At 72.4% G+C, this 18,501-nt stretch carries 13 protein-coding genes; 10 read left to right on the top strand and 3 right to left on the bottom strand.

What is annotated here, in order from left to right; translation table 11 throughout:
* Positions 1–185: 185 nt before the first annotated feature.
* The 4 genes from ACH4G3_RS37705 (at position 186) to ACH4G3_RS37720 (ending at position 5,434) form a co-directional block, all read left to right on the top strand.
* Positions 186–1,034: an oxygenase MpaB family protein gene (locus tag ACH4G3_RS37705; protein WP_397628700.1), complete on the top strand. Its 849-nt coding sequence runs from the start codon at positions 186–188 to the stop codon at positions 1,032–1,034.
* A 65-nt stretch (positions 1,035–1,099) separates the two neighbouring features.
* Positions 1,100–3,328, top strand: a complete 2,229-nt coding sequence (locus ACH4G3_RS37710; RefSeq protein WP_397628701.1) for a serine/threonine-protein kinase — start codon at positions 1,100–1,102, stop codon at positions 3,326–3,328.
* 240 nt (positions 3,329–3,568) lie between these two features.
* On the top strand, positions 3,569–5,146 hold the full coding sequence (locus ACH4G3_RS37715; RefSeq protein ID WP_397628702.1) for a phytoene desaturase family protein: 1,578 nt from the start codon (positions 3,569–3,571) through the stop codon (positions 5,144–5,146).
* A 96-nt stretch (positions 5,147–5,242) separates the two neighbouring features.
* On the top strand, positions 5,243–5,434 hold the full coding sequence (locus ACH4G3_RS37720) for a DUF2795 domain-containing protein (RefSeq protein ID WP_279543438.1): 192 nt from the start codon (positions 5,243–5,245) through the stop codon (positions 5,432–5,434).
* Between the two features lie 10 nt (positions 5,435–5,444).
* Here the strand turns inward: ACH4G3_RS37720 and ACH4G3_RS37725 are convergent, their stop codons facing one another.
* Positions 5,445–7,166, bottom strand: coding sequence for a serine hydrolase domain-containing protein (locus tag ACH4G3_RS37725; protein ID WP_397628703.1), 1,722 nt, complete (start codon positions 7,164–7,166; stop codon positions 5,445–5,447).
* A gap of 208 nt (positions 7,167–7,374) precedes the next feature.
* On the opposite strand from ACH4G3_RS37725, the gene ACH4G3_RS37730 reads away from it, so the two are divergent.
* The 6 genes from ACH4G3_RS37730 (at position 7,375) to ACH4G3_RS37755 (ending at position 14,827) form a co-directional block, all read left to right on the top strand.
* Positions 7,375–8,484 carry an NAD(P)H-dependent flavin oxidoreductase gene (locus ACH4G3_RS37730; protein ID WP_397628704.1) on the top strand — a complete coding sequence of 370 codons (1,110 nt, stop codon included), beginning with the start codon at positions 7,375–7,377 and terminating at the stop codon, positions 8,482–8,484.
* Positions 8,481–10,034: an acyl-CoA synthetase gene (locus ACH4G3_RS37735; RefSeq protein ID WP_397628705.1), complete on the top strand. Its 1,554-nt coding sequence runs from the start codon at positions 8,481–8,483 to the stop codon at positions 10,032–10,034. Before ACH4G3_RS37730 ends, ACH4G3_RS37735 begins: the two co-directional genes overlap by 4 nt.
* A gap of 112 nt (positions 10,035–10,146) precedes the next feature.
* Complete coding sequence (locus ACH4G3_RS37740; protein WP_397628706.1) at positions 10,147–11,412, top strand: DUF418 domain-containing protein; 1,266 nt, start codon at positions 10,147–10,149, stop codon at positions 11,410–11,412.
* Positions 11,413–11,602: 190 nt separating this feature from the next.
* Positions 11,603–13,129, top strand: a complete 1,527-nt coding sequence (locus tag ACH4G3_RS37745) for an acyl-CoA synthetase (protein ID WP_397628707.1) — start codon at positions 11,603–11,605, stop codon at positions 13,127–13,129.
* A 64-nt stretch (positions 13,130–13,193) separates the two neighbouring features.
* Positions 13,194–14,051, top strand: coding sequence for an alpha/beta fold hydrolase (locus ACH4G3_RS37750; protein ID WP_397628820.1), 858 nt, complete (start codon positions 13,194–13,196; stop codon positions 14,049–14,051).
* Between the two features lie 62 nt (positions 14,052–14,113).
* Positions 14,114–14,827 carry an alpha/beta fold hydrolase gene (locus tag ACH4G3_RS37755; RefSeq protein WP_397628708.1) on the top strand — a complete coding sequence of 238 codons (714 nt, stop codon included), beginning with the start codon at positions 14,114–14,116 and terminating at the stop codon, positions 14,825–14,827.
* Here the strand turns inward: ACH4G3_RS37755 and ACH4G3_RS37760 are convergent.
* Both ACH4G3_RS37760 and ACH4G3_RS37765 read right to left on the bottom strand, forming a co-directional pair.
* A complete protein-coding gene (locus ACH4G3_RS37760) occupies positions 14,799–16,601 on the bottom strand; it encodes an LTA synthase family protein (RefSeq protein ID WP_397628709.1) in 1,803 nt (600 codons plus the stop codon). The genes ACH4G3_RS37755 and ACH4G3_RS37760 overlap by 29 nt on opposite strands.
* 238 nt (positions 16,602–16,839) lie before the next feature.
* Positions 16,840–18,459, bottom strand: coding sequence for an acyl-CoA synthetase (locus ACH4G3_RS37765; protein WP_397628710.1), 1,620 nt, complete (start codon positions 18,457–18,459; stop codon positions 16,840–16,842).
* Positions 18,460–18,501 lie beyond the last annotated feature (42 nt).

Here is an 18,501-nt window from a genome sequence, read left to right on the forward strand (position 1 = left end):
CGGGGGCCGGGCATGCCGCAGGGCCCGAAGGCTTGATCGGCGGCGACAGCATATAAGGGGAGGCTTACCAAACCGCGTACCGGGTGGGTGAAATCTCAACAACCGGACAGCGTGAGGGTGAAGACGGCGGTATCGACCGGCTGTTCGAGCTGTGCCATCGTGGGCGCCGGGCGGAGGTGAGTCGCATGACCGGCGCGGACCCCGGGCTGTTCGGACCCGGCTCGGTGACCTGGCAGCTGCACGGCGACCCGATGATGTGGATCGCCGGCGTCCGGGCGCTCTACCTGCAGGCCCTGCACCCCCGCGCGGTACGCGGCGTCATGCAGAACTCGGACTTCCGGCGTGACGCCTGGGGCCGCCTGATGCGCACCGCGAACTTCGTCGGCACGACGACCTACGGCACCACCGAGGCCGCCGAGCGGGCGGGCGCCCGCGTCCGGAAGATCCACAGCATGCTGACCGCGACCGACCCGGACACCGGTGAACGCTACGGCGTCGACGAACCCGGTCTGCTCCTCTGGGTGCACTGCGCCGAGATCGACTCCTATCTGGACGTCCTGCGCAGGTCCGGATTCCGGCTCACTGACGCCGAGGCCGACCGCTACGTCGCCGAACACCGGGAAAGCGCACGCCTGGTGGGCCTCGACCCCGGCACCGTGCCCGCCGACCGGGCCGAACTGGCGGCGTACTTCGAGAAGGTGCGCCCCGAACTGGCCGCCGGGCCCGAGGCTCGCGACGTGGACGACTTCCTGCTCCGCCCGCCGACGCATCCCCTTCTCGTACCGTTGCGCGAGGTGCTGTGGCGGCGCGTGGCACAACTGGCGTACGCCTCTCTGCCTCCGTACGCCCACGAGTTGTACGGCAGACCGGCCCCCGCACCCGCCACCGTCACCCGGCAACTGCGTCTCACCGGCCTCCTGCTGCGCCGCGTTCCCGCACGTGTGCGGTGGCAACTCCCGCCCAAACACATCCTGCGCGCCATGGCGAGGCTCGGCCCTCACGCGCGCCCGGCGCCGTACAAACTTGGACGATAGGCCGCCATACTGGGTGGGCCAGGGGAGGGGCGGGCGAACAGCTACCGGGGGGAGCGTCGCGCGAAATGGGGGAGACCAGGCTCATTCACGGCCGGTACCGGCTGCTCGACCGGATCGGGCGGGGCGGCATGGGCGAGGTGTGGCGGGCGCGGGACGAGTCCCTGGGCCGGCACGTCGCGGTCAAGTGCCTCAAACCGCTGGGCCCGAACCACGACCACGCGTTCACCCGCGTGCTGCGGGAGCGGTTCCGCCGTGAGGCCCGGGTGGCCGCCGCGCTGCAGCACCGCGGCATCACCGTCGTGCACGACTTCGGCGAGTCCGAGGGCGTCCTCTACCTCGTCATGGAGCTGCTGGACGGCCGCAACCTCAGCCAGCTCCTGGAGGACAACAAACAGCACCCGCTGCCGGTCGCGGACGTCGTGGAGATCGCCGAACAGGTCGCCGCCGCCCTCGCCTACTGCCACGAACAGGGCATCGTGCACCGTGATCTGAAGCCCGCCAACATCGTGCGGATCGGCGACGGCACGGTGAAGATCTGCGACTTCGGCATCGCCCGGCTCGGCCACGACATCGGCTTCACCTCCCGGCTGACCGGCACCGGCATAGCCATGGGCACCCCGCACTACATGTCCCCGGAGCAGATCGGGGGCACCGAGGTCGACCAGCGCAGCGACCTGTACTCGTTCGGCTGCGTGCTGTACGAGATCGCCACCGGCGTACCGCCGTTCGACCTCGACGACGCCTGGGCGATCCTCGTCGGCCACCGTGACACCCCGCCCCGCCCACCGCGCGAGCACCGCCCGGAACTGCCCGGATACCTGGAGCGGGTCATCCTGGACCTGCTCGCCAAGGAGCCCGGTGAACGCCCCGGTGACGCACGTGAGCTGGCCCGCCGGATCAGCGCGCACCGGGCCGCGCCCGCCTACGTGCCGACCGTCGTGGCGGCCCGGCCCGCTCCCGACGCGCTGGCGCCCGCGGGCCGGCTGCCGTCCTGGACGCACGGCATGACCACCGGCCACAAGGCGGCCGGCGCGGGACTGCGCACCACACCGCCGGACCCGGCGGCCGGACTGTCCGGCGAGTGGATCGCGCGGCCCGCCACCGGCCCCGTCGAGGAACCCGTCCCCGAGGAGCGGCCCGCCCCGCCCCCGGAGATCCTGACCGCCCTGGCCGGCCGGCACAACGCGGGCCTGAGCCTCGGCAGGCTCGGCCGCTGGGCGGAGGCCGGCGAGGTGCACCGGGCGGTCGCCGCCGAACGCGAGCACCTCCTCGGCCCCGACCACCCGGACACCCTCGCCAGCCGCTACGAGGTCGCCTTCACCCTCAGCCGCACCGGCCGCGCCCAGGACGCCCTGCGCGCGTACAAGCACGTCACCGAGGCCAGGATCCGCATCCTCGGCGCCGACCACCCCGACACGCTCGCGGCCCGCCAGGAGATGGCCTACGTGCTCGGCCAGCTCGGCCGCCCCTTCGACGCGCACCGGGTGTACACCTCCGTGCTGACCGACCGGGAGAGCACCATGGGGCCCGACCACCCGGACACCCTGCGCTGCCGGCACAACCTCGCCTTCAACCTCAGCCGCCTCGGCCGCCTGGAGGACTCCCACCGCATGGCCCGCGAGGTGGCCGCCGCCCGTGCCCGGGTGCTCGGCCCCGACCACCCCGACACCCTGGTCACCCGCTACGAGGTCGCCTACGCGCTCGGCCAGCTCGGCCGCTGGGCCGAGGCCCTGGAGACGTACCGCGAGGTCGCCGAGGCCCGCGGCCGTGCCCTCGGCCCCGACCACCCCGACACACTCGCCGCCCGGCACGAGATCGGCATCAGCCTGGGCCGCCTCGGCCGCAGCGCGGAGGCCCTCGACCTCTACAGCGCCCTGGCCGACGATCGCACCCGGGCCCAGGGCCCCACCCATCCCGAGACCCTGCGCGCCCGCCACGGCCGCTGCGTCAACCTCGGCCGGCTCGGCCGCTGGGAGGAGGCCCTCGCCGAGTCCCGCGACGTGAGCGCCGCCCGCGAGCGGGTTCTCGGCCCAGACCACCCGGACACCCTGGTCAGCCGCCGCGAGGTCGCCGTCGGCCTGGGCTGGCTGGGCCGCTGGGCCGACGCGCTCACCGAGTACCGCCGGGTGGCCGCCGCCCGCGAACGCGTCCTCGGCGCGGACCACCCCGACACCCTCGCCAGCCGCAACGACGAGGCGCACTGCCTCCAGCAGTTGGGCCGGAGCGACGAGGCCGTGGCGCTGTACAGGAGGGTGGCGGCCCTGCGGGGGCAGCGGGCGTCGGCCGGGGGGTGAGGCGATCCACTGTGCCGGTGGGTGGCCGTGGGTGGGGAGCGGGCGTCGGCCGGGCGGTGCCGGCGTGGCGTGGCGTGCCGGGTCGCGGTCGTACGCGGGCAGCGCGCGTGGGCCGGGCAGTGACGCGCACGATGTACCGGGGGCGACCGTGCGCAGCCGGCAGCCGAGCCGTGCCGCGCTGTCGAGACGCCCGGTCGCCGTCGTCTGGCCGACCCGGATCACCCCGTGTTACGAAGAACCATGACCGCACCCCAGGGACCCCGCGCACACCGGACGTACGACGCCGTCATTGTCGGCGGCGGCCACAACGGCCTGGTCGCCGCCGCCTACCTGGCCCGGGCCGGCCGTTCCGTGCTGGTGCTGGAGCGGCTGGACCACACCGGCGGCGCGGCGGTGTCCACCCGGCCCTTCGCCGGGGTCGACGCCCGGCTGTCGCGCTACTCGTACCTGGTCAGCCTGTTGCCGAAGAAGATCGTGCGGGACCTGGACCTGGACTTCCGGGTGCGCACCCGGACCATTTCCTCCTACACGCCGGTCGAACGCGACGGCCGCCCCACCGGCCTCCTCGTCGGCGGCGGCGAACGGCGGACCAGGGAGGCGTTCGCCCGGCTCACCGGCTCCGACCGCGAGTACCGGGCCTGGCAGGAGTTCTACGGCATGACCGGCCGCGTCGCCCAGCGGATCTTCCCGACCCTCACCGAGCCGCTGCCCACGCGCGAGGAACTGCGCCGCCGCCTCGACGACGAGGAGGCCTGGCGGATCCTGTTCGAGGAGCCGATCGGGGCCGCCGTCGAGGAGCGCTTCACGGACGACCTGGTGCGCGGCGTGGTCCTCACCGACGCGCTCATCGGCACCTTCGCCGACGCCCACGACCCGTCGCTGAAGCAGAACCGCTGCTTCCTCTACCACGTGATCGGCGGCGGCACCGGCGACTGGGACGTGCCGGTCGGCGGCATGGGCGCCCTCACCGACGCCCTGGCCGACACGGCACGCGCCGCGGGCGCGGTCCTCGCCACCGGCCACGAGGCGCTGCGCATCGCCACGGACGGCCAGGAGGCCGAGGTCACCTACCGCACCGCCGACGGCGAGGGCACCGTGGCCGCCCGGCACGTCCTGGTGAACGCCTCCCCACAGGCCCTGGCAGAGCTCACCGGCGACACACCCCCGGCCCCCGCCGAGGGCGCCCAGCTCAAGGTGAACATGCTGCTCCAGCGGCTGCCGCGGCTGCGCGACAGCGCCGTGGACCCACGCGAGGCGTTCGCCGGCACCTTCCACATCGCCGAGGGCTACGAGCAGCTGGCCACCGCCCACGCCCAGGCCGCCGCCGGTGACCTCCCGGCCGCGCCGCCCTCCGAGATCTACTGCCACTCGCTCACCGACCCGACCATCCTCGGCCCGGACCTGGCCGACCAGGGCTACCAGACGCTCACCCTCTTCGGCCTGCACACCCCGGCCCGCCTGTTCGAGCGGGACAACGACGCCGTACGCGAGGAGCTGCTGAAGGCGACACTCGCCCAGCTCGACGCCCACCTGGCCGAACCCCTCGCCGACTGCCTGGCCACCGACGCGGACGGACGGCCCTGCATCGAGGCCCGGACCCCCCTCGACCTGGAGCGGGACCTGGGGCTGCCCGGCGGCAACATCTTCCACCGCGAGCTGAGCTGGCCCCACACCCAGGAGGGCACCGGCCGCTGGGGCGTGGAGACCCGGCACGCGAACGTGCTGCTGTGCGGGGCCGGCGCGGTACGCGGGGGCGGGGTGAGCGGGGTGCCCGGCCACAATGCGGCGATGGCGGTGCTGGAAGGCCGGAACGACTGAATCACTGCTCCATCGAGGGGCACTCCGACAGGACGAAGGTATCCGTACCAGCCGGCCGCCCCGCGCGGACGGTCGCACCACCCCCGGGAGGCTCTCATGGCCGAGCTCAGCCCGACCGACCTCCAGAAGGCCCTCAAGGGCATGGACTACCCCACGGACAAGCAGCACCTGGTGGAGCGTGCCCGCAGCAATCACGCGGACGAGAAGGTCGTCAGCACTCTCGACGGCCTGAAGGAGGACCGCTTCGACGGCCCCAACGAGGTGCAGAAGGCCGTCTTCAACCAGTGACCCCACCGTCTCAGTCGGCCGACGGCGACCATCCCACCGCTTCGATGCGCGACGCGTCCGCCGGGCGCGCCTCGTCGAAGAGGACGCCGTCTGCCGCGTCCACGCGCAGCCCGTCCACGTAGGCCCCGCGGCCGACGTACAGCCGGTCCGTCGCGTACCGCCACCGCAGGGTGAGCCGGGGCGCGGCGGGAAGGCCGGCGGTGAGCCCGTGCCAGACGCGCCCGGACCAGCCCGTGACCGAGCCCGACGGGTGCGGCCGGGGGTCCTGGCCCCGGCGGGACGTCGTGAAGGGCACCGGCTGCCAGGTCGTGCCGCCGTCGGTCGTGGCCTCCAGGTCCAGGACGTCGGCCTTGGGCTCGGTGTCCCACCACAGCGCGCAGCGCAGCCGCGCCCGGCCGGACGACGTGTCGAGCGCGGGGAGGGTGAGCGTCGCCGTGGCGGAGACCGCCATCCCGGAGAACCAGGCCCTGCGCCCTCGCACCGGCCGGACCGGTACGGCCCGCGCCAACTGGTTCGCGGCGGCCACCCGGGGAGCCGACCCGGATCGCCAACTCCGCACCGGATGCACCGAGTTGCCCAGGACGACGAGAAACGAGTCGGTCGTCGGGTCGAGCACCAGCGAGGTGCCCGTGAAGCCGGTGTGCCCGGCACTGCGCGGCGTGGCCATCGCGCCCATGTACCAGTGCTGGTAGAGCTCGAAGCCGAGACCGTGCTCGTCCCCGGGGAACGCGGTGTTGAAGTCGGTGAACATCAGCTCCACCGACTGGGGCGTCAGGATCCGCGCCCGCCCGTACACGCCGCCGTTGAGCAGCGTACGGCCGAGGACCGCGAGGTCCCACGCGTCGGAGAACACGCCGGCGTGGCCCGCGACCCCGCCCAGGCTGAAGGCGTTCTCGTCGTGCACCTCGCCCCACACCAGGCCCCGGTCGAGCCCGGACCACGGGGCACGCGCGTCCTCCGTGGCCGCGATCCTCGGCCGCCAGGAGGCGGGCGGGTTGTAGCGGGTGCGGCGCAGACCGAGCGGCGCCGTGATCTCCTCGCGCAGGAGGACGTCGAGGGAACGGCCCGTGATCCGCTCCAGCACGAGCTGGAGCGAGATGAGGTTCAGGTCCGAGTACAGATACGCCGTGCCCGGCGCGCTGACCGGCGCCTCGTTCCAGATGAGCTGAAGCTTCTCCTCGTACGTCGGCACGCTGTACAGCGGGATCCACGCGCGAAAGCCGGAGGTGTGCGTGAGGAGCTGACGGATCGTGATGTCCTGCTTGCCCGCGCGTGCGAAGTCCGGCAGGTAGGAGGCGACCGTCGCCTCCAGCTCCAGCCCGCCCCGCTCCATCTGCTGCACGGCCAGGATCGAGGTGAACAGCTTCGACACCGACGCCAGGTCGAAGACGGTGTCCTCGGCCATGGGGATCTGCTCGTCGGCCGGGAACTCCACGCCGGTGTCGGTCTTCTCGTCGTAGCCCCGGTAGCGCACCGCCATGCCGATGGGCCGGTGCAGGGCGACGGTGCCGCCCCGTCCGGCGAGCAGGACGGCGCCCGCGTACCAGGGGTGCTTGGGGGAGGGGCCGAGGAAGGCCTCGGCGTCGGTGACGAGCCGACGCAGATGGGAGGGGAGCAGCCCGGCGCGGGCGGCCGGGCCGTGCCGCAGCGTGGGGCGCGGGCCGGCCGCCGGGGCGGCCCGGGCGGGGCCCGCCGGTAAGGAGGCCAGGGCGAGCGCACCGCCCAGTGCCATCGCTCCCCGGTTCAGTTGACGCCGGGTCGGTCGACCGCTCGCCGCTCTGTCCGCCGCTCCCTCGGTCACAGCACGCCCCTTCGTCCCAGCCGCCTCGGGTGTCCACGGAAGTATGTCCGCCGCGCGCCGCCATGAATCGGCCGAAAGGATCTGACGGAGCATCAGAAAACCTCTTCCGTCCTCCGGAGGACTCCGGCATCCTGCGCCCATGCAGACGGAGCTGAGCCAGAAACTGGGAGTCGAGCACGCCGTCTTCGGCTTCACGCCGTTCCCCGCCGTCGCCGCGGCCATCAGCCGGGCCGGCGGCTTCGGGGTGCTCGGCGCGGTCCGTTACACCGCCCCCGACGAGCTCAAACGCGACCTGGACTGGATCGAGGCGCATGTGGACGGCCGGCCGTACGGTCTGGACGTCGTCATGCCGGCCAAGAAGGTCGAGGGCGTCACCGAGGCGGATGTCGAGGCGATGATCCCCGAGGGACACCGGCAGTTCGTCCGGGACACCCTTGCCAAACACGGCGTTCCCGAGCTCGCCGAGGGCGAGGCGTCCGGCTGGCGCATCACCGGCTGGATGGAGCAGGTCGCCCGCAGCCAGCTCGACGTCGCCTTCGACTACCCGATCCGGCTCCTCGCCAACGCCCTCGGCTCCCCGCCCGCCGACGTCATCGCCCGCGCCCACGACCGGGACGTCCTCGTCGCCGCCCTCGCGGGCAGCGCCCGGCACGCCCGCAAGCACCAGGACGCCGGGATCGACATCGTCGTGGCCCAGGGCTACGAGGCCGGCGGCCACACGGGCGATATCGCCTCCATGGTGCTCACCCCCGAGGTCGTCGACGCCGTCGCCCCGCTGCCCGTGCTGGCCGCCGGCGGCATCGGCAGCGGACAGCAGGTGGCTGCCGCTCTCACCCTCGGCGCCCAGGGCGTGTGGCTGGGCTCCATATGGCTGACCACCACAGAAGCGGACCTCCACTCGCCCGCCCTCACCCGCAAGCTGCTCGCGGCCGGCTCCGGAGACACCGTCCGCTCCCGCGCGCTGACCGGCAAGCCCGCACGGCAGTTGCGCACCGAGTGGACCGACGCCTGGGACGACCCGGCCGGGCCCGGCCCGCTGCCCATGCCGCTGCAGGGCCTGCTGGTCGCCGAGGCCGTCTCGCGCATCCAGAAGTACGAGGTCGACCCGCTGCTCGGCACCCCGGTCGGGCAGATCGTCGGCCGGATGAACAGCGAACGCAGCGTCCAGGCCCTCTTCGACGACCTCACCCGCGGCTTCGAACAGGCCGTGGACCGCATCAACCGCATCGCCGGAAGGAGCGGCCAGTGAGCACCAGTGTTCCCGCGGGCTTCTGGGCCCAGGCCACCGCCGACCCCGACCGCCCGGTCCTGGCCGCCCCCGACGGCGAGGAGTGGACCGCCGGACGCCTGCACGCCGCCGCCAACCGGCTCGTCCACGGCCTGCGCGCGGCCGGGCTGGAACAGGGCGACACCTTCGCGGTGGTCCTGCCCAACGGCGTCGAGTTCCTCACCGCGTACCTCGCCGCCAGCCAGGCCGGGTTCTACCTCGTCCCCGTCAACCACCACCTGGTCGGACCGGAGATCGCCTGGATCGTCTCCGACTCGGGCGCCAAGGTCCTCCTCGCCCACGAACGCTTCGCCGACGCGGCACGCCACGCCGCCGACGAAGCAGGCCTCCCGGCCACGCACCGGTACGCCGTCGGCCCGGTCGAGGGCTTCCGCCCGTACGCCGAACTCCTCGACGGACAGCCCGAGACGGCACCCGACGGCCGCACCCTCGGCTGGGTCATGAACTACACCTCGGGCACCACCGGCCGCCCCCGTGGCATCCGCCGCCCGCTGCCCGGCAAACCTCCGGAGGAGGCCTACCTCGGCGGCTTCCTCGGCATCTTCGGCATCCGGCCGTTCGACGACAACGTCCACCTGGTGTGCTCGCCGCTGTACCACACGGCCGTCCTCCAGTTCGCGGGCGCGTCCCTGCACATCGGCCACCGGCTGGTCCTGATGGACAAGTGGACCCCCGAGGAGATGCTCCGCCTCATCGACGCCCACCGCTGCACCCACACCCACATGGTCCCCACCCAGTTCCACCGGCTGCTGGCCCTGCCCGACGAGGTGAAGGACCGCTACGACGCCTCCTCCATGCGGCACGCCATCCACGGCGCCGCGCCCTGCCCCGACCACGTGAAACGGGCCATGCTCGACTGGTGGGGCCCCTGCGTCGAGGAGTACTACGCGGCCAGCGAGGGCGGCGGCGCCTTCGCCACCGCCGAGGACTGGCTGAAGAAACCCGGCACCGTCGGCAAGGCCTGGCCCATCAGCGAACTCGCGATCTTCGACGACGACGGCAACCGGCTGCCGCCCGGCGAACTCGGCACCGTCTACATGAAGATGAACACCGGCGGCTTCTCCTACCACAAGGACGAGGCCAAGACCCGCAAGAACCGCATCGGCGACTTCTTCACCGTCGGCGACCTCGGCCACCTCGACGAGGACGGTTACCTCTTCCTGCGCGACCGCAAGATCGACCTGATCATCTCCGGCGGCGTCAACATCTACCCGGCCGAGATCGAGTCGGCCCTGCTCGCCCACCCCGCCGTCGCGGACGCCGCCGTCTTCGGCATCCCGCACGACGACTGGGGCGAGGAGGTCAAGGCCGTCGTCGAACCGGCCCCCGGACACCGGCCCGGACCCGCCCTCGCCGCCGACCTCCTCGACCACTGCGCGCACCGGCTCGCCGGCTACAAGCGGCCCAGGAGCGTCGACTTCATCACCGAGATGCCCCGCGACCCCAACGGCAAGCTGTACAAGCGACGCCTGCGGGAGCCGTACTGGGAGGGCCGGACCCGGCCGGTGTGAGGAGGCGCTGCGGCTTTGGTCGCGCCGACGGGCCCGGGCGTCATCCTTTGGTCGGCGCCCGCTCGCCCTCCGGCCGATGTCCGTCCGCACCCCGCCTTCCTAGCGTGAAGCCATGACGATCGCGACCGAAGAGGGACCGCTGCGGCGTGGGGGCGTACGGCCGGGCGAACGGGCACTCGCCCCCGATCTCGCCCGCGGCATCATGCTGCTGGCCATCGTGCTGTCCAACACCGCCTTCCACCTGTGGGCCGCCCGGCGGGGGCCCTCCGGATGGCAGCCCGTGGACGGCTCGTGGCTGGACCACGCCGTGCAGTTCACCATGATCATGGTGCTCGACCTGCGGATCTACCCGCTCTTCGCCTTCCTCTTCGGCTACGGCATGATGCAGCTCTACCTCCGCCAGACCGCCGCCGGCACCGACGGGCGCGACGCCGCGAAGGTCCTGCGCAGGCGCAGCCTCTGGCTGATCGTCATCGGCCTGGCCCACGCCACCCTGCTGATGGCCGGGGACATCCTCGGCTTCTACGGAGTGCTGAGCCTCGTCCTGGGCCTGGCCTTCCTGCGGCGCGGCGACCGCGCGCTGACGTGGTGGATCTGGATCGGAGTCGCCTTGATGGCGCTCGTCACGGCGGGGCCCGTCATCGCCGCGCTGCTCCAGGGTGAGCTGGGCACGCTGGGCGATGCGGACGCCGAGGCCGGCTTCAAGGCGTACGCATCGGACGAGGAGAACTGGCTCACCGCGGCGGGCACCCGACTCCAGACCGGCCTGTTCATCACCTTCGCCGCCGCACCGCTGACTCTCGTCAGCGGCGGGTACATCCTCTTCCTGCTCGGCTTCTGGGCCGCGCGCCGCCGCATCCTGGAGGAACCGGGCCGCCACCGCACACTGCTTCTCCCCACGGCGGTCATCGGCATCGCGGCCGGCTGGCTCGGCGCGCTGCCCGCCGCCCTCGCCCACATCGGTGTCCTGCACGTGCCGGACGACATGCAGAGCGAATCCGGAGCGCTCACGGCCCTTCGCGACATCACCGGAAACGCCGCGGGCCTCGGCTATGTCGCGGCCGTCGCCCTCTTCGCGCACTGGTGGACCACCCGCAAGCCCCGCCGCGGCGCCACGGTCGTGACGGCGGTGGCCTCCGTCGGCAAACGGTCCCTGTCCTGCTACCTCGCCCACTCGCTGCTCTTCGCCCCGGTCCTGGCCGCCTGGGGACTCGGCCTCGGCGCGCACCTGGGCAGCACGACCATGGCACTCGTCGCGATCGCCGTCTGGCTGGTCACCGTGGCCGGGGCGTACGCCCTGGAACGGGCCGGCCGTCGGGGCCCCGCCGAAGCGGTGCTGCGCCGGCTGATGTACGGGCCCCGGGCCGGCCGTGCGTGACGCGACCAACGGGGGCGCCGCCCCACCGGGAGCGACACCCCTCACCCACGGTCCGTGCCGGAGCCGGGCCAGAGGCGGCGGCCGCGGGTAACGCGGACGCGGCCGTGAACAGGGCCGTGGAGTCGTCCCAGGCGGCTGCGCATCGTGCGGTCCTTGACCTCGCCCGGCGCTGAACCGAGGATCAGGTGTCATGACGACGCCCGGACACGGCAGCACGGTCGACGGAGTCCTGCGACGCAGCGCCCGGCGCACCCCGGCGCGCGTCGCGGTGGAGTACGGCGACCGCATCTGGACGTACGACGAACTGGACACCGCCGTCTCGCACGCGGCGAGCGTCCTCCTCGGCCAGGGGCTGTCCCCGGGCGACCGGGTGGGCGCGTACGGCCACAACTCCGACGCCTACCTGATCGCCTTCCTGGCCTGCGCCCGTGCGGGCCTGGTGCACGTACCCGTCAACCAGAACCTGACCGGCGACGACCTCGCGTACATCGTCGCCCAGTCCGGCAGCTCCCTGGTCCTCGCCGACCCGGCCCTCACCGGACAACTCCCCGACGGCGTGCGGACGTTGCCCCTGCGCGACGCGGACGACTCACTCCTCGCCCGGCTCACCGGGGCGCCCCCGTACGACGGCCCCGAGCCGCGCACCGAGGACCTCGTGCAACTGCTGTACACCTCCGGGACGACCGCCCTGCCCAAGGGCGCGATGATGACGCACCGGGCCCTGGTGCACGAGTACCTGAGCGCGATCACCGCCCTTGACCTCAGTGCGGGCGACCGTCCCGCGCACTCGCTGCCTCTCTACCACTCGGCGCAGATGCACGTCTTCCTGCTGCCCTACCTCGCGGTCGGCGCGACGAACATCATCCTCGACGCACCCGACGGCGACCGGCTCTTCGACCTCGTCGAAGCGGGCCGCGTGGACAGCCTGTTCGCCCCGCCCACCGTCTGGATCGCCCTGTCCAACCGCCCCGACTTCGCCACCCGCGACCTGAGCGGCCTGCGCAAGGCGTACTACGGGGCGTCGATCATGCCGGTCCCGGTACTGGAACGGCTGCGGGAACGCCTGCCGGAACTGGCCTTCTACAACTGCTTCGGACAGAGCGAGATCGGCCCCCTGGCCACCGTCCTCGCCCCCGGCGAACACAAGGGGCGCATGGACTCCTGCGGCCGTCCGGTGCTGTTCGTCGACGCGCGTGTGGTCGACGAGGAGGGCAAGGACGTACCGGACGGCACCCCCGGCGAGATCGTCTACCGCTCTCCGCAACTGTGCGAGGGCTACTGGGACAAGCCCGAGGAGACCGCCGAGGCCTTCCGCGACGGCTGGTTCCGCTCCGGCGACCTCGCCGTACGGGACACGCACGGCTACTACACGATCGTCGACCGGGTGAAGGACGTCATCAACTCCGGTGGCGTCCTGGTCGCCTCACGCCAGGTCGAGGACGCCCTCTACACCCATCCCCAGGTCGCCGAGGCCGCGGTCGTGGGGCTGCCCGACGAACGCTGGATCGAGGCCGTCACGGCCGTCGTCGTCCCACGCGGCGAGGTCACCGAGGCCGAACTCGTCGCCCACACCCGCGAGAAGCTGACCCCCTTCAAGGCGCCGAAGCGGGTGGTGTTCGTGGAGAGCCTCCCGCGCAACGCCAGCGGGAAGATCCTCAAGCGGGAGCTCAGGAAGAGCCTCGGGGGCGGGCCGGGACTCGCGGCCCCGGACGCGTGACGCCGCGCCGCCCCTTCGCGAAACCTGTTGTGCCGAAGACCCGGAGAGCGTGAGGATCGACGCCGTGCAGATCTTCACCGCCCCGGACGGGACCCGGCTCGCCTGTCACCTGCGTGGTGCGGGGGAGCCGCTGGTCGTGCTGCCCGGTGGGCCGATGCGTGCTTCCGCGTACCTCGGGAACCTGGGCGGACTCGACGCCCACCGGCAGCTGGTGTTCCTCGATCTGCGCGGCACGGGACAGTCCGCGGTGCCCGAGGATCCCGCGACCTACCGCTGCGACCGGCTCGTGGACGACGTCGAGGCGCTGCGCCGCCACCTGGGCCTGGAGCGGATGGACGTGCTCGCGCACTCGGCGGGCGGCAGTCTCGCCCTGCTGTACGCGGCCCGGTTCCCGGACCGGCTGGGACGGCTGGCGCTCATCACCGCCACCCCGTGGGCACTGGGCCTGCCGGCGACGGCCGAGGACCGGCTGGCGGCGGCCCGGCCGCGCGCGCCGGAACCCTGGTTCGCCGACGCGTTCCCGGCGTTCGAGGCCTGGCTGTCCGGTACCGGTGACTTCGACCCCGTGTTCCTGCCTTTCTTCTACGGCCGTTGGGACGACACCGCCCGGGCCCACGCGGACCGCGAGGAGGAGGAGACCAACGACGACGCGGCGGACCGCTACGGGGCGGACGGCGCCTACGACCCGGACGCGACCCGGACCGCGCTCGCCCGCGTCACCGCCCCGGTGCTCGTCCTCGCCGGTGAGCTCGACGGCGGCCCGCGTCCCCGGCTGGCCCGGCGCGCCGCCGAGGCGTTCGCGGCGGCCGAGTTCGCTGTGCAGCCGGGGGCGGGAAACTACCCGTGGCTGGACGACCCGGAGTGGTTCGTGCGACGCGTCGCACGCTTCTTCCAGGAACGGGACACCGAGGGGACCAACTGACCTCCTCTGCTGTCCGCAGAGCGGGTCCGGCCCGCGGCCCTCACCCCGCTACCGTGCCCGGCATGGACACCGAACCGCGCACCGTACGGGCGAACGGCATCACCCAGGCCTACCGCGTCTGGGGGCCGGCGGACGCGCCGCCCGTCGTCCTCCTGCACGCCCGCGGGGCCGACGGTGCCGACTGGGCGGAGATCGCCCCGGCGCTGGCCGCCGGACCCCGCCGGGTGTACGCCCCCGACCTGCGCGGGCACGGCCGCAGCGACTGGCCCGGCGGATACGCCTACGAGGCCATGCGCGACGACGTGCTCGCCTTTCTCGGCGCGCTCGGCATCGCCCGCGCCGACCTCGTGGGCCACTCGCTCGGCGGCGCCGTCGCCTGCCTGCTCGCCCAGCACAGCCCGCGGCTCGTACGGCGGCTCGTGCTGGAGGACGTACCCGCGCCCATCCCGCTGGACCCGCCGCGCCCACCCGCCGAACATCCGGGCGGGGAGCTGCCGTACGACTGGGCGATGATCCTCGCCACCGACGCACAGCGCAACGCCCCGGATCCCGTGTGGTGGGACCACATGGTGCGAATCACCATGCCCACGCTGCTGATCGGTGGCGGGCCGGCCAGCCTGATCCCTCAGGAGCAGCTCGACGCCCTCGCCGGGCTGCTTCCCGATGCCCGGCGCGTCACCATCGACGCCGGGCATCTCGTGCACGAGGCACGGCCCGAGGAGTTCCTCGCGGCGGTGGCGGAGTTCCTCAGCCCTGCGGACCGTACGCCGTCATGAAACGGTCGCGGAACTTGTCCATGCCCCACCGGGGCGCGTCCGGGGCCGGCTTGAGGCCGTCGCTCCAGCCCCAGTCGGCGACCCGGTCCAGGACCTTCTTGTCGTGGGCGACGATGGTGACCGGCACGTCCTTGCCGGTGTCCCCGGCGGTCACCGTCGGCACCGGCTGGTGGTCGCCGAGGAAGACGAGCACCGTGTCGTCGTCGCCGTAGCGCTCGACCCACTCGGTCAGGCTCCTGATCGAGTACTCGATGGCCTTCCGGTACTCGGTGCGCACCTTCTCCGGGTCCTTCCAGACCTCCGTGGGGTTGGTGCCCTCCTTCTTGATCCGGTGGAACACCGAACCGTCGCCGAGGTCCTCCCAGTCGATCATGCGGGCGATGGGGGACCAGGGGTTGTGGCTGGAGGCCAGGATGATCTCCGCCATGATCGGTTCGCGGTCCTTCTTGCCGTGCTCCAGACGCTCGAAGGCCTCCATGCTGAACTGGTCGGGCACGGGCGTCCAGCTGAAGTACGGGCCGTGGTAGCCGAGGTGCTCGGAGTCGTAGATGTGGTCCAGGCCGAAGTACTTCCCCTCCGGCCAGGCCCTGCGCACACCCGGCACGATGCCGACGGTCCGCCAGGCGCCCGTCTTCCCGAAGTACTTGGTCAGTGTCATGCGGTCGCTGGTGGTCAGGCTGCGGTACCGCTGCTGGTTCTTGATCCACAGACCGGACAGGAAGGTCGAGTGGGCCAACCAGCTGCCCGCGCCCGTCACCGGCGACTGCAACCAGCCGCTGCGCGACTCGAACCCGGCCGCCTTGAGCGAAGCGGTGCCCTCCTTCAGCACGGCGTCGGTCTGCTTCGCCATCGCCGGGTCGTCGATCGCGACGCGGCCGTAGCTCTCGATGAAGGTGAACAGGACGTCCTTGCCGCGCAGGCCCGTGAGCAACTGGTCCGGCGGCGTCTTCGCGAAGGCGTCCACGGCGGCCTGCTTCCGGAAGACCCGAGCGTCCTGCAGACCGGCCCGCACCTGCTCCACGCGGTTGCCGAGGAACTCCGCGTTGCCCTTGGTGGCGATCGGCACGGTGCCGATCTGCACGCCCAGGGTCATGCAGGTGATCCACGCCGTGCCGAGGATCAGCGTCGTCCGGGCGGCGACGGGACGGTGCCGGACCATCAGGTTCGTCAGCCGCACCACGGCGAGGGTCGTGAGGACCAGCACCGCGACGAACAGCACGATCACGCCGGTCACCGCCAGGACCTGTCCGGTACGGCCGAACGTCTCCCTCAGGAAGTCCGTGGCGTTCTCGATCAGGATCCAGTCCAGGACCAGATCGAAGGGCCGGGCCAGCACCTGGTAGAAGCCCATGTCGACGAACTTCAGGACCGTGACCAGCCCGAGGAACACGCCCGAGACGACCGCCATGATCCGCCGGGGCCGCGGCGGCAGCGCGAGCAGCAGACCCGCGAGCAGCACCCCCTCGGCGGGGATACGGACGAACGAGCCGAACTCGATCCGCTCGATCCGGTTCGGCAGCAGCAGCGCGACGACCACGAGCGCGCCGGCCAGGACGGTCGTGCCGACGCTCAGCACGTGTGACGCGCGTGGATTCCTTTCCCGCCATCCGCGCCATACGCGCCATCGGCCGTGTTCCCGGGGCTCCGTCTCGGCCGACGCGGCCTCTTCCGTGACGGCCGCGGGCTCGGTGCCGTCGTCCGCCGGGTCGGCCGCGGCGGTGTCGACTTCCCCGTCGGTGTCGGGCAGGTGACGAGACGGCGTGTGGTGCGACACGCGGAGGTTCCTTCCGTACATGGCCTTGCTGCTGGCGCGGCGGACCAGGTTCGTGAGGCCCGGGTCCGTCATGCTCCGTACGGCCGACCGTCACCGCCTGTTCAACGACGAAGGTCAACCGCGCGCAAAAGAGTACGCCGCAAGCCAGGCCGGTCAGAACGTTCCGGCGGTGCGGGCGGCACGCCCCGGATGGGGACGTGCCCCCGACCGGGGGCAGGGGCCCACGGTCGGCATGGCGTCAGTGGTCCGCGGCGACCGCCACCTCCCGCGCCCACCGGTAGTCCGCCTTGCCGCTCGGCGACCGCTGGATGGCCTGCGTTATCACCAGTTGCCGCGGGATCTTGTATCCGGCCAGCCGGTCCCGGCAGTGGCTCTGGATGTCCTCCAGGGACGGCCGGGCCGCGCCCTTCCGTAACTGCACCACCGCCGCCACATGGTGGCCCCACTGAGGGTCGGGCACCCCGGCCACCAGCGCGTCGTAGACGTCCGGGTGGGACTTGAGGGCCTGCTCGACCTCCTCCGGGTACACCTTCTCGCCGCCGGTGTTGATGCACTGCGAGCCGCGGCCGAGGACGGTGACCACACCCTCCTCGTCGACGGTGGCCATGTCGCCGAGCAGGACCCAGCGCCGGCCGTCCTTCTCGAAGAAGGTGGCGGCGGTCTTGGCCGGGTCGTTGTAGTAGCCGAGCGGTACGTGTCCGCACTGGGCGACCCTGCCCACCTCACCGGGCGACACGGGTTCGTACGTGGCCGGGTCCACCACCTGCGTGCGCGCGTGGACTCGCACCCGGAAGCCCCGCTCGGGCCCCGAGTCCTCGGTCGCGGTCCCGTTGAAACCGGACTCCGACGAGCCGAAGTTGTTCAGCAGCATGGCGTTCGGCACCAATTCCCGGAACTGCCGACGCACCGTGTCCGACATGATCGCGCCGGACGACGACACACTGAACAGCGATGAGCGGTCGATGTCCCTCAGCGGACCCCTCAGCGCGTCGATGAGCGGCCGCAGCATCGCGTCCCCCACCAGCGAGATGCTGCTGACCTTCTCCTTCTCCACGGTCCGCAGCACCTCCTCGGGCACGAACTTGCGGTGGATCACCACCCGTTGCCCGAAGTTGAAGCCGATGAACGCCGTGAGGGTGGAGGTGCCGTGCATCAGCGGCGCCGTGGGGAAGAAGGTGATCCCCGCTCCGCCGGCCGCGACCCGCTCGGCGAGCTCCTCCGGCTTCTTCACCGGTTCACCGGTCGGCGCGCCCCCGCCGAGCCCCGCGAAGAACAGATCCTCCTGCCGCCACATCACGCCCTTGGGCATGCCGGTCGTACCGCCGGTGTAGATGATGAACTGGTCATCGGCCGAGCGGGCCGGGAAGCCGCGCTCGGGCGACCCCGCGGCGTCCACATGGGGGAACTCCACACAGGGCACCTCGGCGCTTCCCGGCGCCGGTGCACCCACCCGGATCAGATGCCGCAGCTTCTCCGCCCGGGGTCGCGCGGCCGCCACCCGGTCAGTGAACTCCGCGTCGAAGACCAGCGCCGCCAGATCCGCGTCCCGGTAGAGGTACACCAACTCCTCTTCGACGTACCGATAGTTGACGTTGACCGGGACGATCCGCGCCTTCAGGCAGCCCAGCACCGTCTGGAGGTACTCCACGCCGTTGTAGAGGTGGAGCCCGAGGTGCTCGCCGGGCCGTATCCCGCTGTCGAGCAGATGGTGGCCGACCCGGTTGGCCGCAGCGTCCAGCTCCGCGTACGTCAGGCGGCGCTCCGCGCCCGTGCCCGGATGGTCGACGTACACCAGCGCCTCACGGTCGGGAACCACGTCGACGACCGACTCGAACAGGTCGGCAAGGTTGTACTCCACCGCTCCTCCTGACCCCGGGACGTGCCTGGCATCGGACGGTTC

Origin of the sequence: Streptomyces afghaniensis (assembly GCF_044327915.1) — a bacterium.
Lineage (GTDB): Bacteria > Actinomycetota > Actinomycetes > Streptomycetales > Streptomycetaceae > Streptomyces > Streptomyces afghaniensis.

Bases quoted from the DNA above. Each gene is read 5' to 3' on its own strand.
- ACH4G3_RS37705 (WP_397628700.1), top strand. From the start codon at position 186: ATGACCGGCGCGGACCCCGGGCTGTTCGGACCCGGCTCGGTGACCTGG.
- ACH4G3_RS37710 (WP_397628701.1), top strand. From the start codon at position 1,100: ATGGGGGAGACCAGGCTCATTCACGGCCGGTACCGGCTGCTCGACCGG.
- ACH4G3_RS37715 (WP_397628702.1), top strand. From the start codon at position 3,569: ATGACCGCACCCCAGGGACCCCGCGCACACCGGACGTACGACGCCGTC.
- ACH4G3_RS37720 (WP_279543438.1), top strand. From the start codon at position 5,243: ATGGCCGAGCTCAGCCCGACCGACCTCCAGAAGGCCCTCAAGGGCATG.
- ACH4G3_RS37725 (WP_397628703.1), bottom strand. From the start codon at position 7,166: ATGGCACTGGGCGGTGCGCTCGCCCTGGCCTCCTTACCGGCGGGCCCC.
- ACH4G3_RS37730 (WP_397628704.1), top strand. From the start codon at position 7,375: ATGCAGACGGAGCTGAGCCAGAAACTGGGAGTCGAGCACGCCGTCTTC.
- ACH4G3_RS37740 (WP_397628706.1), top strand. From the start codon at position 10,147: ATGACGATCGCGACCGAAGAGGGACCGCTGCGGCGTGGGGGCGTACGG.
- ACH4G3_RS37745 (WP_397628707.1), top strand. From the start codon at position 11,603: ATGACGACGCCCGGACACGGCAGCACGGTCGACGGAGTCCTGCGACGC.
- ACH4G3_RS37755 (WP_397628708.1), top strand. From the start codon at position 14,114: ATGGACACCGAACCGCGCACCGTACGGGCGAACGGCATCACCCAGGCC.